The 15704-nt window shown below is 30.9% G+C and carries 14 protein-coding genes and 1 pseudogene; 9 read left to right on the top strand and 6 right to left on the bottom strand.

Annotated features, from left to right (window positions below):
- Positions 1–13: 13 nt before the first annotated feature.
- The 3 genes from carB (KGF42_RS08065) to carB (KGF42_RS08075) all read left to right on the top strand — a co-directional run bounded on the left by carB (KGF42_RS08065) (position 14) and on the right by carB (KGF42_RS08075) (position 7916).
- On the top strand, positions 14–3220 hold the full coding sequence (gene carB, locus KGF42_RS08065; RefSeq protein ID WP_227820889.1) for a carbamoyl-phosphate synthase large subunit: 3207 nt from the start codon (positions 14–16) through the stop codon (positions 3218–3220).
- A gap of 258 nt (positions 3221–3478) precedes the next feature.
- Positions 3479–4528, top strand: coding sequence for a glutamine-hydrolyzing carbamoyl-phosphate synthase small subunit (gene carA, locus KGF42_RS08070; RefSeq protein WP_227820888.1), 1050 nt, complete (start codon positions 3479–3481; stop codon positions 4526–4528).
- Positions 4529–4709: 181 nt separating this feature from the next.
- Positions 4710–7916, top strand: coding sequence for a carbamoyl-phosphate synthase large subunit (gene carB, locus KGF42_RS08075; RefSeq protein ID WP_227826095.1), 3207 nt, complete (start codon positions 4710–4712; stop codon positions 7914–7916).
- 168 nt (positions 7917–8084) lie between these two features.
- Here the strand turns inward: carB (KGF42_RS08075) and KGF42_RS08080 are convergent, their stop codons facing one another.
- From KGF42_RS08080 to KGF42_RS08090, 3 genes are read right to left on the bottom strand one after another with little or no spacing between them, the layout of a single operon-like run.
- On the bottom strand, positions 8085–8462 hold the full coding sequence (locus KGF42_RS08080; protein ID WP_054275433.1) for a hypothetical protein: 378 nt from the start codon (positions 8460–8462) through the stop codon (positions 8085–8087).
- A 58-nt stretch (positions 8463–8520) separates the two neighbouring features.
- Complete coding sequence (locus KGF42_RS08085) at positions 8521–8970, bottom strand: permease prefix domain 1-containing protein (RefSeq protein WP_054275432.1); 450 nt, start codon at positions 8968–8970, stop codon at positions 8521–8523.
- A gap of 4 nt (positions 8971–8974) precedes the next feature.
- A complete protein-coding gene (locus KGF42_RS08090) occupies positions 8975–9304 on the bottom strand; it encodes a PadR family transcriptional regulator (RefSeq protein WP_227826096.1) in 330 nt (109 codons plus the stop codon).
- Positions 9305–9594: 290 nt separating this feature from the next.
- On the opposite strand from KGF42_RS08090, the gene KGF42_RS19825 reads away from it, so the two are divergent.
- From KGF42_RS19825 to KGF42_RS08110, 5 genes and pseudogenes are all read left to right on the top strand, one after another.
- Entirely contained in the window at positions 9595–9717 is a 123-nt protein-coding gene (locus tag KGF42_RS19825; RefSeq protein ID WP_054275430.1) for a hypothetical protein, read from the top strand.
- Positions 9714–10400 (top strand): response regulator transcription factor, encoded by a 687-nt coding sequence (locus KGF42_RS08095; protein WP_054275429.1) that lies wholly within the window; start codon positions 9714–9716, stop codon positions 10398–10400. Before KGF42_RS19825 ends, KGF42_RS08095 begins: the two co-directional genes overlap by 4 nt.
- Positions 10387–10995, top strand: a complete 609-nt coding sequence (locus KGF42_RS08100; RefSeq protein ID WP_413927001.1) for a sensor histidine kinase — start codon at positions 10387–10389, stop codon at positions 10993–10995. The genes KGF42_RS08095 and KGF42_RS08100 overlap by 14 nt, the downstream gene beginning before the upstream one ends.
- A gap of 44 nt (positions 10996–11039) precedes the next feature.
- A pseudogene (locus tag KGF42_RS08105) lies at positions 11040–11697 on the top strand (ABC transporter ATP-binding protein).
- A 170-nt stretch (positions 11698–11867) separates the two neighbouring features.
- Positions 11868–12185 (top strand): FtsX-like permease family protein, encoded by a 318-nt coding sequence (locus KGF42_RS08110; protein WP_413927002.1) that lies wholly within the window; start codon positions 11868–11870, stop codon positions 12183–12185.
- Positions 12186–12322: 137 nt separating this feature from the next.
- On the opposite strand, the gene KGF42_RS08115 is transcribed toward KGF42_RS08110, so the two are convergent.
- Genes KGF42_RS08115 through KGF42_RS08125 form a run of 3 tightly spaced genes read right to left on the bottom strand, consistent with a single transcriptional unit; the run spans position 12323 to position 14738 of the window.
- Complete coding sequence (locus KGF42_RS08115) at positions 12323–13180, bottom strand: MerR family transcriptional regulator (RefSeq protein WP_107595752.1); 858 nt, start codon at positions 13178–13180, stop codon at positions 12323–12325.
- Positions 13181–13200: 20 nt separating this feature from the next.
- A complete protein-coding gene (locus tag KGF42_RS08120; RefSeq protein ID WP_227820885.1) occupies positions 13201–13866 on the bottom strand; it encodes an RluA family pseudouridine synthase in 666 nt (221 codons plus the stop codon).
- The gene (locus tag KGF42_RS08125; RefSeq protein WP_227820884.1) at positions 13866–14738 is read right to left on the bottom strand and encodes a class I SAM-dependent methyltransferase; all 873 of its coding nucleotides are present in this window, start codon (positions 14736–14738) and stop codon (positions 13866–13868) included. Before KGF42_RS08125 ends, KGF42_RS08120 begins: the two co-directional genes overlap by 1 nt.
- Before the next feature lie 167 nt (positions 14739–14905).
- Between KGF42_RS08125 and KGF42_RS08130 the strand changes: the two genes are divergently transcribed.
- Positions 14906–15649, top strand: a complete 744-nt coding sequence (locus tag KGF42_RS08130) for a DUF3298 and DUF4163 domain-containing protein (RefSeq protein ID WP_227820883.1) — start codon at positions 14906–14908, stop codon at positions 15647–15649.
- Positions 15650–15704 lie beyond the last annotated feature (55 nt).

A 15704-nucleotide genomic window follows, 5' to 3' on the forward strand; every position in this document is an offset into this window, starting at 1 on the left:
AGGAGAAAAATTTATGCCTAAATTAGATAGTATAAAGAAAACTTTAGTATTAGGGTCAGGACCAATAATAATAGGTCAAGCGGCAGAATTTGACTATTCAGGAACACAAGCTTGCCAATCTTTAAAAGAAGAGGGAATAGAAGTTGTATTAATAAATAGTAATCCAGCTACAATAATGACTGATAAAGAAGTGGCAGATAAAATATATATAGAACCATTAACAATAGAATTTATAGAAAAAATAATAGAAAAAGAAAGACCAGATAGTTTACTTGCAGGTATGGGTGGTCAAACAGGTCTAAACTTAGCAGTTGAACTTTATGAAAAAGGCATACTAGGTAAATATGGAGTAAAGATAATAGGTACTTCAGTAGAATCTATCAAAAAAGGTGAAGATAGAGATATATTTAGAGAAGTAATGAAAGAAATAAATCAGCCTGTAATAGTTAGTGATATAGTTACAGACTTACAAGCAGGTCTTGATTATGCACTTACAATTGGTTATCCAGTAGTTGTAAGACCAGCATACACACTAGGCGGAACTGGTGGAGGTATAGCTGAGAATGAGGAAGAGTTAAGAGAGATACTTTCACATGGACTACAATTAAGCCCAGTTGGACAAGTATTAATTGAAAAGAGTATAAAAGGTTGGAAAGAAATTGAGTATGAAGTAATAAGAGATTCAAAAGGAAACTGTATAGTCGTATGTAATATGGAGAATATAGACCCAGTTGGAGTTCATACAGGAGATAGTATAGTTGTTGCCCCAACTCAAACTTTAAGTAACAAAGAATGTGCAATGCTTAAAAAAGCATCTTTAGATATATTAAATGCAGTACAAGTTCAAGGTGGATGTAATGTTCAATTTGCACTTAACCCACATAGTTTTGAATATGCAGTTATAGAGATAAATCCAAGAGTTAGTAGATCATCAGCCTTAGCATCAAAAGCTACAGGATATCCAATAGCTAAAGTTTCATCAAAAATAGCTTTAGGTTACACTTTGGATGAGATAGAAAATGCAGTGACTAAAAAAACTTATGCTTGTTTTGAACCAACTATAGATTATGTGGTGGCAAAAATACCAAAATGGCCTTTTGATAAATTTAAAAAAGCAAATAGAAAACTAGGAACTAAGATGATGGCAACTGGTGAAATCATGAGTATAGGAAGCAACTTTGAAGCTGCTATTCTTAAGGGAATAAGATCGCTTGAAACAGGAAAATATTCATTAGTTCACTCACCATCTGAAGAGAGAAGTATTGAGGAACTAAAGAAAAGAGTTGTAGTACCTGATGATGAGAGATTATTTGATTTAGCTGAAATGATAAGAAGAGGCTATAAAGTAGAAATGATAGAGCAAATTACAGGTATAGATAAATGGTTTATAAATAAATTCAAATGGATAGTAGAGCAAGAAGAAAAACTAAAAGTTATGAAAATTGAAGATTTAACTAAAGATTATCTTCTTGAATTAAAGAAAAAGGGATTCTCTGATAAAGGTATATCTGACTTGATGAAGATAAGCCCAGAAAAATTATATGAATTGAGAAGTCTATATAATATAAAACCAGCATATAAAATGGTTGACACTTGTGCAGGTGAGATAGATGCTATATCTCCTTATTACTATTCAACTTATGAGCAATATGATGAGGTAGTTGTTAGTGATAAGAAAAAGGTGATAGTATTGGGTTCTGGTCCAATAAGAATAGGTCAAGGTATAGAATTTGACTATTGTTCAGTTCACTGTGTAAAATCTTTAAGAAAAATGGATATAGAAACTATAATCATAAACAATAACCCTGAAACAGTAAGTACAGATTTTGATACATCAGATAAGTTATATTTTGAACCATTAACAGAAGAAGAAGTTTTAAGTATAATCGAAAAAGAAAGACCAGAAGGTGTAATACTACAGTTTGGTGGGCAAACAGCTATAAAATTGGCTAAGTTCTTACATGAAAAAAACATACCTATATTGGGAACTGACTTTGATGATATAGATGCAGCAGAAGATAGGGAAAAATTTGATGATTTACTAGAAAGACTAGATATAAATAGACCAAAAGGAAAGGGTGTATGGTCACTTAGCGAAGGTATTGAAGTTGCTAATGAATTAGGTTATCCAGTATTAGTTAGACCATCTTATGTACTTGGTGGTCAAGGTATGGAAATAACTTATAACGAAGAAAAATTATCTCAATACCTACAAGATGCATTTGATAGAGACCATAAAAATCCAGTACTTATAGACAAATATCTAACTGGTAGAGAAATAGAAGTAGATGCCATATGTGATAAGGAAGATATATTAATACCTGGTATAATGGAACATTTGGAAAGAGCTGGAGTTCATTCTGGAGATAGTACAACAATGTATCCAAGCCAAAATATATCTGATGAAATAAAAGAAAAGATAGTAGAGTATACTAAAAAAATAGCTTTAGACCTTAATGTACTTGGTATGGTTAATATACAGTTTATAGAATTCCAAAATGAATTATATATAATTGAGGTTAACCCTAGAGCAAGTAGAACAGTTCCATATATAAGTAAGGTGAGTGGAGTACCAATAGTTGATTTAGCAACTAAGTGTATGTTAGGGGCTAAATTAAAGGATTTAGGATATGGTACAGGAGTTTACAAAGAGCCAAAATTAGTATCAGTAAAAGTGCCAGTATTCTCAATGTCTAAATTATCTAAGGTTGAAGTAAGTCTAGGACCTGAGATGAAATCTACAGGAGAAGTCCTAGGTGTAGGAGAAAACCTAGAAGAAGCTTTATACAAAGGATTCTTGGCAGCAGGTAGACATATGTCTGATGAAAGAGGGGTAGTACTTGCTACTGTCAATAATCATGATAAAGATGAGTTTATAGAGATAGCAAAAGATATGAAAGAGTTAGGATATACTTTTGTTGCTACAGAAGGAACAGCTAAGAGTTTAAGAGAAAATGGAATAGAGGCAGATATAGTAAATAGAGTAGAAGAATCTAGACCAAACATATTAGATGCTATAAGAAATAAACAAGTTGATATAGTAATAAATACACCAACTAAAGGAAATGACTCTACAAGGGATGGATTTAAAATAAGAAGAACAGCTATTGAATTTTCTACTGAAATAATGACATCTTTGGATACATTAAAAGCTTTGGTAGAGGTTAAGAAGAAGCACTTAAATAAAGATGAGTTAAAAGTTTACAATATAGCTGAATAGAGATTAAGTTGATTGTATAGTTTAAGAATTTAATTATTAAATTAAAAAGAAGAAGTTATTTTTTCTATGAGTTTTTACTTTTGAGATAACTTCTTTTTTTTAAGAAATTTGTAGTATAATAGAAAAAGATAAAAAATAAATGTAAATAAGTATAAAACTAGAATGTAAAAGTGAAAAATATATATAGATATTTAAAAGCTAATATTTAGTTAATGTTCTTTAGTTTGCCTAAAGAGAATTATTAGGAGGTACTGTAATATGAAAGCAAGGTTAATATTAGAAGATGGAACAGTTTTTATAGGAAAGGCATTTGGATATTTAAAAGAAAGTGTAGGAGAAGTAGTATTTAATACTTCTATGATAGGATATGGTGAAGTTTTAACAGACCCTTCTTACTATGGTCAAATAGTTACTATGACTTATCCTCTTGTAGGAAATTATGGTATAAATTTATCATCAGCAGAGTCTGAAAAAGTTCAAGTAAAGGGATTCATAGTAAGGGAAAAAAGTGATTCTCCAAGTAATTTTAGATGTGAAATTGATATAGACCAATATTTAAAACAAAATAAAGTTATCGGTCTTGAAGGAATAGATACAAGAGCTTTGACTAAGATACTTAGAAATAATGGAACAATGAAAGGTATAATTACATTAGAAGACAGCAAGTTAGAAGATGTTAAACATAAATTGGATAAGTTTTCAAATACAGAAGCAGTTAGAACAGTTACAAGAAAAGAAGTAGAGCATATAAAAGGGAATGGTCCAAAAGTGGCTGTGATGGATTTTGGAGTTAAAAGAAATATATTAAGGTCATTTATAGCTCGTGGATGTGATGTAACAATATTTCCAGCTACAACATCTCCTGAAGATGTATTAAGTATAAACCCTGATTTAATATTCTTGTCAAATGGACCTGGAGACCCAGAAGACTTAGAAGATGTTATAGAAAATATAAAAGCTCTTATTGGTAAAAAGCCTATAGTTGGAATATGCTTAGGACATCAACTTTTAGCTTTAGCTCTTGGAGGAAAAACTGCTAAGCTTAAATTTGGACATAGAGGTGGAAATCACCCAGTTAAAGATTTAGAAGAGGGAAAAGTCTTTATAACTTCTCAAAATCATGGGTATTATGTTTCAGAAGTTCCTGAACACATGAAAGTGACACATATAAATTTAAATGATAATACTGTTGAAGGAATGAGACATGAGAAACTAGATGTATACAGTGTTCAATACCACCCCGAGGCTTGTCCAGGACCAAAAGATAATGACTATATTTTCGATAAATTTTTAGAGTTAGTAAAATAGATAATATTAGGATATATAACTAAAAAATAAGAATAACTTAAATCAAAAAAGATTGATTTAATTAATATAGATGTATATAATGAGAAAACTTAAATTTAAGATGAAATAAAGTAATTAAAATTGATTATATAGATGATGAAGATAAGAGATGTGAAAATTGTTTAGATAAGGAGAATGAGTTATGCCTAAATTAGATAGTATAAAGAAAACTTTAGTATTAGGGTCAGGGCCAATAATAATAGGTCAGGCGGCAGAGTTTGACTATTCAGGAACACAGGCTTGCCAAGCATTAAAAGAAGAGGGAATTGAAGTTGTATTAGTAAATAGTAATCCAGCTACGATAATGACTGATAAAGAGATTGCAGATAAAATATATATAGAGCCATTAACAATAGAATTTATAGAAAAAATAATAGAAAAAGAAAGACCAGATAGTTTACTTGCAGGTATGGGTGGTCAAACAGGATTAAACTTAGCTGTAGAATTACATGATGCTAGTATACTAGATAAATATAATGTAAAAGTTATAGGGACATCTATAGAGTCTATAAAAAAGGGCGAGGATAGAGATTTGTTTAGAGAGGTAATGAAAGAAATAAATCAGCCAGTAATAGTTAGTGATATAGTTACAAATTTAGAAGCAGGACTTGAATTTGCCAACAAAATAGGATATCCAGTAGTTGTAAGACCAGCATATACATTAGGTGGAACTGGTGGAGGTATAGCCGATACTGAGGAAGAATTAAGAGAAACTCTTACACATGGATTACAATTAAGTCCAGTAGGTCAAGTTCTTCTTGAAAAGAGTATAAAAGGTTGGAAAGAAATAGAATATGAAGTAATGAGAGATGGAAATGGGAACTGTATAACTGTATGTAATATGGAAAATGTAGACCCAGTTGGAGTTCATACAGGAGATAGTATAGTTGTTGCACCAAGTCAAACTCTAAGTGATGAAGAGTATCAATTGCTTAGAAAAGCATCAATAGACATAATAAATGCAATAGAGGTTCAAGGTGGATGTAATGTTCAAATAGCTTTAAACCCACATAGTTTAGAATATGCGATAATAGAAATAAACCCAAGGGTCAGTAGGTCATCAGCCTTAGCATCAAAGGCTACAGGATATCCAATAGCAAAAGTAGCAGCTAAGATAGCTTTAGGTTACACTTTGGATGAGATAGAAAATGCAGTGACTAAAAAAACTTATGCTTGTTTTGAGCCAACATTAGATTATGTGGTGGCAAAAATACCAAAGTGGCCATTTGATAAATTTAGACATGCCAATAGAAAATTAGGTACTAAGATGATGGCAACTGGTGAAATCATGAGTATCGGTAGTAACTTTGAGGCTGCAATTCTTAAAGGGATAAGATCACTTGAAACAGGAAAATATTCGTTGGTTCATGCACCATCAGAAGGTAGAACATTAGAAGAATTAAAGGCTAGAGTTGTAGTACCTGATGATGAGAGATTATTTGATTTAGCTGAAATGATAAGAAGAGGCTATAAAGTAGAAATGATATCAGAAATAACAGGTGTTGATAAGTGGTTTATAAACAAATTTAAATGGATAGTAGAGCAAGAAGAAAAATTAAAAGTTCTAAAAATAGAAGACCTAGATAAAGAGTATCTACATGAATTAAAGAAAAAAGGATTCTCTGATAAAGGTATATCTGACTTAATGAAGATAAGCCCAGAAAAATTATATGAATTAAGAAGTCTATATAATATACAGCCAGTTTATAAAATGGTTGATACATGTGGAGGAGAATTTGAAGCTCTATCACCTTACTATTATTCAACTTATGAGCAATATGATGAGGTAGTTGTTAGTGATAAGAGAAAAGTGATAGTATTGGGTTCTGGTCCAATAAGAATAGGTCAAGGTATAGAATTTGACTATTGTTCAGTTCATTGTGTAAAATCTTTAAGAAAAATGGGAATAGAAACTATAATTGTAAACAATAATCCTGAAACAGTAAGTACAGATTTTGATACATCAGATAAGTTATATTTTGAACCATTAACAGAAGAAGAAGTTTTAAATATAATCGAAAAAGAAAAACCAGAAGGTGTAATATTACAGTTTGGTGGGCAAACAGCTATAAAATTGGCTAAGTTCTTACACGAAAAAAACATACCTATATTGGGAACTGACTTTAGAGATATAGATGCAGCAGAAGATAGAGAAAAGTTTGATGATTTACTAGAAAGACTAGATATAAATAGACCAAAAGGAAAAGGTGTATGGACAACTAATGAAGGTGTTGGAATTGCTAAGGAGTTAGGCTATCCAGTATTAGTTAGACCATCTTATGTACTTGGTGGTCAAGGTATGGAAATAACTTATAACGAAGAAAAATTAATTCAGTATTTGGATGATGCATTTGATAGAGACCATAAAAATCCAGTACTTATAGATAAATATCTAACTGGTAGAGAAATAGAAGTAGATGCTATATGTGATAAAGAAGATATATTGATACCTGGTATAATGGAGCATTTGGAAAGAGCTGGAGTTCATTCTGGAGATAGTACAACAATGTATCCAAGCCAAAATATATCTGATGAAATAAAAGAAAAGATAGTAGAATACACTAAGAAGATAGCTTTAGACCTTAATGTACTTGGTATGGTTAATATACAGTTTATAGAATTCCAAAATGAATTATATATAATTGAGGTTAACCCTAGAGCTAGTAGAACAGTTCCATATATAAGTAAGGTGAGTGGAGTACCAATAGTTGATTTAGCAACTAAGTGTATGCTAGGGGCTAAATTAAAAGATTTAGGATATGGTACAGGAGTTTACAAAGAGCCAAAATTAGTATCAGTAAAAGTGCCAGTATTCTCAATGTCTAAATTATCTAAGGTTGAAGTAAGTCTAGGACCTGAGATGAAATCTACAGGAGAAGTTCTAGGCGTAGGAGAAAATTTAGAAGAAGCTTTATATAAAGGATTCTTGGCGGCAGGTAGACATATGTCTGATGAAAGAGGGGTAGTACTTGCTACTGTCAATAATCATGATAAAGATGAATTTATAGAGATAGCAAAAGATATGAAAGAGTTAGGATATACTTTTGTTGCTACAGAAGGAACAGCTAAGAGTTTAAGAGAAAATGGAATAGAGGCAGATATAGTAAATAGAATTGAAGAGCCTAGACCAAATATACTAGATGCTATAAGAAATAAACAAGTTGACATAGTAATAAATACACCTACTAAAGGAAATGACTCTACAAGGGATGGATTTAAAATGAGAAGAACAGCCATTGAATTTTCTACTGAAATAATGACATCTTTGGATACACTAAAAGCTTTGGTAGAAGTTAAAAAGAAACATTTAAACAAAGATAAGTTAAAAGTTTATAATATAGCTGAGTAGAAGTGATAAAGTTGTTCTATAAGAGATTATAAATGTTGTATAACAAAAGACTGTAGATAAATTTTATATATTTTACACAAATTTATTTACAGTCTTTTATGAAAATTATATAGTATTTAAAGTATTTTAAATTAAAGGCGTTAGCTATAGAGGCTATAGCCTTTTATTTTAATCAAGAGATAGAGGATAGAGATGATAGTCATGAATTTCTTCATGTATAAGATTTTCATATTTATCATAAGAGTATTTAATTGTAACAATTATCTTATCTCCTTTAGATACATTCCTATAGAGTTTTTTACTTTTAATAGAATAGATATTTTCCTTGTATAAGGCATTAACTATAAAAATCTCTGATTCATAATCAAAGGTAGCCATTATTGGATTATAGTGCTTTGAATCCTCCCTATAACAAAAACTATCAACAGTCATTATATAAGTGCCAAATGAAATCCACTTAGTATCCTTAAATAGATTCAATTTTTCATTGATATATGAAACTCCTGAGGTATCAAGAAATTTTTCTAATAGAATTTTTTTGTCCATATAAAAAGCTCCTTTCAAAATATATGTTTATAAGAATAAATAATATATTACAATATAACTATATATTGTAATCATTTTCTATTTCCTTTTTTAATCCCTTAATTATAATAGTTAAGATTATTAATATAACTATTGATATTATTAAAAGTATAATTAGCCATGGTGGAGCTATATGACCAAAACCTCTATTTATTGTATATGCAGTAGCTGCAAGAAGCCATCCAAATAAATTTAAAAATACAATTCTTGAATTTGATAATTTTCGTAATAGTACTTTTTTAGGTTCTATTTTTTGTTTAAAGATTGAACGTAATTCTACTGATACTCCATTACTGCCATCAAATCTTTCTATTGCCTTATTTTGTGCTTCATTTATGTCATATCCATTTTCAATAAATTCATTGGTGGAATCTATTAGATGTTCTTTTAATTCTTCTTTTAAATCTTGAATTTCTTTGCTAGTATCATTTTTATATAGTGCTTCTAAATACTCTTCTATTATTTTCATAAATCTATTCCCCTCTCTTTAGAAATTTGTTCATAACGCTTTGTATAAAGTTCCACTCTTGAATCTTTAATTCTAAATTTTCTTTTCCTTCATCTGTTATATTGTAATACTTTCTTCTACTTCCAAGTCCTTGGTCATTTCCCCAATATGATTTTATTAGACCCTTAGATTCTAGTCTTTTAAGAGATACATAGAGAGTACTTTCCTTTAATTCAAAAGTTGTTTCATCTCTAACTACTTTTGCTATTTCATAACCATATGAATCCCCTTTATTTATTATTGATAATATTAAAGTATCAATATGACCCTTAAGTACTTCTTTATTCAAGTCCATAGATTCACCTACTTTATTTTATCATATACCTCGTATTATAAGGTATATATAAGTATATAATAAAACATCGAGCTTAATTTTTCAAGTATCGATTATAAAGCGTATACTAACATGGGGGTACCATAGTAAACATGTAGATTGATAAGCACATCATCAGGGAGGTGGCGTGCGTTGGAGTGTATGTTTATAAGTTAGTGAGTTAAAAAATAGTTGCACTTACATTATGTTTTTTGTCCTAGATTGTATATTTCTGTTATAAGAAATATAATAAATCAATGGAGGTGTTATGTATGGATTATATAAGAACAAAAGAAACTACTGAAAATTTTGGAATAATAGATAAAATAGTAGTGTATTATTACTCTGCTGGAAGATATAAAACTAATAAAACAGAGGAGGGTGAAAGTAAATGAAACGGATATTTTTGGTTGAGGATGATAAAGCAATTGCCAAGAATCTTATTCTTTTGCTTGACTCAGAAGGGTTTATAGTAACCCATGTACCCACAAGAAGTGAAGCCCTTGTAGAGATTGCTGAGAATAAATTTGACTTGGCACTGATTGATATTTCCTTGCCTGACGGAAATGGGTTTACGATTTGCACAGAAATTAAAGAAAAGCAAGAGATTCCGGTTATCTTTCTAACAGCCTCAGGAGATGAATCGAGTGTTGTTACTGGGCTTAACATGGGTGCGGATGATTATATCACCAAGCCTTTTCGTCCACGTGAATTGATTGCTCGAATTAGAACAGCACTACGAAAAAGTGAGCGTTTTGGGTCGGCTTTTGAAATCTGTGGGCTTTATGTCGATATGTCAACTGGTGTTGTTAAAAAAAACGGTAACGAAGTTTTTCTTTCAGCTTTAGAATACCGCTTGTTGTTGGTGTTTATTAGCAATCCAAAAAGTATCATTACAAGGGTCAGATTGCTTGACGAATTGTGGGATGCAGCAGGCGAGTTTGTTAATGACAATACATTGACTGTGTACATCAAACGCTTGCGAGAGAAGATAGAAGACGACCCTTCAAGTCCACAAATAATTTTGACTGTTCGTGGGACAGGGTATAGATTGGGGGTAGGGTATGCTTCGAAATAAAGAGTTTCAGAAGTTTGCCATTTTATTTTTATTAATAACTATTGTTACTGTAACTTTGGGATTTGCAATCAATGTTATGACTGGGATACTTGCCACTGCATTTGGAACTGTGTTTTTCATGTTTACTAAAAACCGATACGAAAGCATTGCACATATTTCAGAACAAATCGATATTGTGCTTCATAATGCTGACCACTTATATATCGCTGAATCAGAGGAAGGCGAACTTTCCATTCTACAAAGTGAAGAATATCTTGCCGATTCACTGGCTGACATCGCCCACCAACTCCGTACTCCCCTTACATCAGTTACTCTTATTTTGTCATTGTTAGAGAATAATCCTGATGAAAAGGAGAGAAAAGATTTGATAAGGGAAACAGAGGAATTGCTTGTGCGAATGGATTGGTTGATTACTTCACTTTTAAAATTATCTCGTTTGGATGCAGGTATTGTGGTTTTTCAAAAAGAAGAAATTGATGTAAATAATTTGATTAGTGCTGCACTTCACCAATTTCTAATTCCCATGGAACTACACAATATAACTTTACAAATTAATGTACCAAAAGGAACAAAAATTTGGGGAGATTTAAATTGAAAGTCCTATGATATATTTATAAAATATGAAAGGAGACTTATATAATGGAATTTTTAAAAATTGAAGATTTATGCAAAGTCTATGGTAAGAATGAAAACCAAGTTACTGCACTCGACCGTGTTTTACTTACTGTTGAAAAAGGAGAGTTTACTGCAATCATTGGTTCCTCTGGCTCTGGTAAATCTACATTGCTACATTCCATCGCAGGCGTTGACGTACCAACAAGTGGAAAGATATATCTGGAGGGGCAGGATGTATATGGTCAGAGCAATGAAAAACTTGCTATTTTCCGCAGGTGACAAGTTGGATTGATTTATCAGTTTCACAATCTGACACCAACGTTAAATGTGGTGGAAAATATTACTCTACCTATACTTATGGATAAGCGTAAGGTTAACCAAGAAAGGTTAAATGAACTGTTAGAATAACTTGGCTTAAAAGAAAGAAAAACACATTTGCCAAACCAGCTTTCTGGAGGTCAGCAGCAACGTGTTGCTATTTGGTCGTGCATTGATGAATGCACCAGCAGTTATGCTTGCAGATGAACCTACTGGTAGCCTAGACAGCAAAAACGGACAGGAGATTATCCATCTACTAAAAGAAAGCCATAACAAATATTACCAGACTCTCATCATTGTCACACACGATGAAAATATTGCCCTACAGGCAGATAAACTATCTGCATTTCAGATGGAAAAGTAGTGCGTGATGATAGGAAGGTGAACCGTTAATGAACATTTTTAACAAATATGTATGGAATGATGGATGAGAATCGCAATTACATTTTTATTGCCAATGTGTTTTCATATACTTTCATAATTATGATTTCTCTGATTTCGATTGCCAATGTGTTTAACACAATTTAAACTAATATCAAGCTACGCCGTAGAGAGCTTGCCATGCTTCGTTCAGTAGGAATGTCTGAGCATGATTTCCAGAAGATGATGAATTTTGAGTGTGCTTTTTATGGTATAAGGGCGTTGATTTTCGGCCTTCCTATAGCATTAATTTCGTCCTGGCTAATTCATAAAGTAATGGTTACAGATGATATCGATTTTGTGATTCCATGGGCTAGTATCGGAATTAGTATATTTAGTGTTCTATTTATTGTGTTCATTACAATGTTGTATACTATTAATAAAATAAAAAAAGAAAATATTATTGACGCACTTCGTGATGATATGGCTTGATTAAAAACAGGTGGGAATTGGCTTTATCCATGTTCCCACCTGTTTTCTTAAAAAGTTCACTGTGAGTAATCACAATCCAGAGAAACCGTATATTGATAATAGACAACTATATTAAGATTTATAAGCAAACTAAATTACTATACCAGGCATCTTAAGTCAATTTCTCTTTTTTTAACTTGTATCTGAATTTCAGTTAGAAGTTCTTTTTCGTTGTTTGTAGACAGAGGGTCTATTATAGGTATTTCATATATATAATTTTCAATAGGTATTCTTTTATACTCAACATAATCAACTAGTTTCTTAAAAGCAGTATAGTTTTCTTTGTAAGACCCTTTATATGTCATACAAATAAAGTCACCAGCTGAAATTTCTGTTATATATTTTTGTGATTTTATATCAAATAAATCTCTTTCAACAGTTACAAAACTATTGTCATAAATAACTTTATCTTCTTTTAAAAATTTATCTATAGATACAAGTCCACTTACTCCACCATAAAACACAGATATATTATCTTCTAGTATATTTGCTATTTGTCTTCTGGAAAGTTCCATAGTTTCTTCATTACTTAATCCTTCTTCATATTCTATAGATAAGATACTTCTTCGTGGGATATGTTTTCTCACTATTTTACCGACTTCATCCACTTTCATACCTTTTTCCATGGTTTCTTTCTTTGCACTTAGCACTTTTTTTATTAGTTCTAATTCTTTAATTTTTTCGTCCACTATATTAATTTTATTAGTCAGTAGCTTTAGAATTTCTTCATTATTTTCATCAAGCTTTGATTTAATTTCTTTTAAGGGCATACCTAAATACTTTAAGTATTTTATAATATCTAATTGTGAAAATTGGTCAATTGAGTAATATCTGTAATTGCTTTCTTTATCAACATGAACAGGTTTAAATAAACCTATTTGGTCATAGTATCTTAGTGTTTGTATACTTATTTTATGAAGCTTTGACATTTCACCTATTGAAAATTTTTTACTCATATAATCACCTCATTTGAGATTTAAAATATATTCCATGGATATTTATCAGGTGGATGGCATGTAAACTCCATTTTTTCTTTTGTAGTAGGATGGTAGATTTCTATCTTATTGGACCAAAGAGATATTTGTTGTCCAACTTTATTTATTTCTTTTCCATATCTTTGGTCTCCATATAATGGATGTTTTCTGCTTGAAAATTGAACTCTTATCTGATGAGAGCGACCAGTCTTTAAGTTAACTTGAACTAAGCTTAAATTTTCTTTAAAGTCTAATACTTTATAGTTAAGTTCAGCTTCTTTGGCATCTGTATGATTTTTTTTCACTACAGTTACCATATTAGTCTTTTTATTCTTATATAAAAAATCCCTTAATGTATCTGAACTAGATTTTATCTTGCCATGAACAACAGCTAGATAGGTTTTTTTGAAGCTCTTATTTCTCACTTGCTCAGATAATCTAGATGCTGCCTTTGATGTTTTTGCAAAAACCATAACTCCACCTACTGGTCTATCCAATCTATGTATTAAACCAATATATACATTTCCAGGTTTGTTATACTTTTTTTTAATATAGTCTTTTAAAAGATTTACCATATCCTTATCATTAGTATTATCTCCCTGAGATAATATGTTAACTGGTTTTTCTACAACTAATAAATGGTTATCTTCATATATGACTTTTATCATTATTTTTTCTCCCATCTTCCAAATATACCACAAGGAAGTATCTTACCATCTCTGGAAGCTGGTATTCCTAATTCTCCACCATATACATCTCCTGTATTTGTCTTCTTACCTATTGTTGTAGACAATACATTTTCAAGAACTATTGGAGAAAAACCTGTTGTATAAGAATTAATCAAGAAAAACAAAGGGTTATCTGATAAAACTCCCATACATAAATCTACAAAACTATATAACTTTTCTTCTATTTGCCATACCTCTCCTTTAGGACCTCTTCCATAAGAAGGTGGGTCCATTATTATTGCATCATATTTTTTACCTCTTCTTATTTCTCTTTCAACAAACTTTACAACATCATCTACTATAAATCTTACTGTTTGATTTTTAAGACCTGATAACTCTATGTTTTCTTTTGCCCAATTAACCATACCTTTTGCAGCATCAACATGACATACTTCTGCACCAGCAGATGCACAAGCTACAGTAGCTCCACCTGTATATGCAAAAAGATTTAACACTTTTATAGGTCTGTTAGCTTTCTTTATTTTTTCTATCATCCAATCCCAGTTAGCTGCTTGTTCTGGGAACAATCCAGTATGTTTAAATCCAGTTGGTTTAATGTGAAACTTTAAGTTTTTATAATTTATAGTCCATTGTTCTGGATATCTTTTTTTGTGCTCCCATTGACCTCCGCCTTTATTACTTCTATGATAATGTCCATGAGGGTTTTTCCATAAAGCCCATTCAGATTCCATTGGCCATACAACTTGTGGGTCTGGTCTTCTAAGTACATAATTACCCCAACGTTCTAATTTTTCTCCATTTCCCATATCTATAAGTTCATAATCTTTCCATTTATCTGCTAATAATAACATATTTTTCCTCCTATAAAATAACTCTCAATCCTATGTATTATACCACAAAATTAGTCATTTTTTGCTGTTTTAGATACTTTCTATTCTTTACATTTACTATTAACATTATTACTGTTTTAAGCATATTATATTGTATCTGATTTTTTTATAAAAGGGGGAGGATTTTAATGGAAAATTATCAATCCACAAATACTTGTACATATAATATATTATATGTGCAATTTAATGAAGACTTTGAAAGAAGTAAGTATTTTTCATATGATGTAAAGTATCCTGTTATATACAATATTAGAAATCAATCTACGTACGTAAACCCAGTTATTTTAAATAACATAAACAATGCTGTAAGAATGACTGTAAATAATTTTAAAAACGGTTTGCAGGAAGAAGAACAAGAATATAATAATGCAGCTTCTCAAAATTCACTTCCAAAACAAAGTTATTGGGTATCCACTAATTACGCAGTTACTTTTAATAAAAATTATGTACTAAGTATGATATTAAACCTTATGGGATTTACTAATAACTCTGGACCTAAATACAATACATTGAATAATTACAATATAGATTTGACAACTGGAAAGGAACTTTTGCTTGGTGATATTTTTAGAGATAGGGTTGATTATATAAATATAATAACTGATTATATAAAATCTCAAATAAATGAAAATAGAGAAATGTATTATTCTAATGTTGAATTAGTTGTACCTGAAGACCAAGCTTTTTATCTTACAGATGGTGGAATTGTCATCTATTTTGGGGTTGATGAGATAGCACCTGAAAGCTTTGGAATACCTAAGTTTAAGTTGAAGTTTTCTGACTTTGGAAATTTCATAAATTCACGCTTTTATTGTATTTCCCCAGATATATATGTTCAATCAAGAGGAAGGGCTAAACATTTTATGAGATAAAAATATAGATAATTCTAAGCCCTATTTTAGTATTTATGCTGGAGTAGGGTTAAGA

The sequence above is a fragment of the Clostridioides sp. ZZV15-6383 genome (genome assembly GCF_020657735.1).
Lineage (GTDB): Bacteria > Bacillota > Clostridia > Peptostreptococcales > Peptostreptococcaceae > Clostridioides > Clostridioides difficile_D.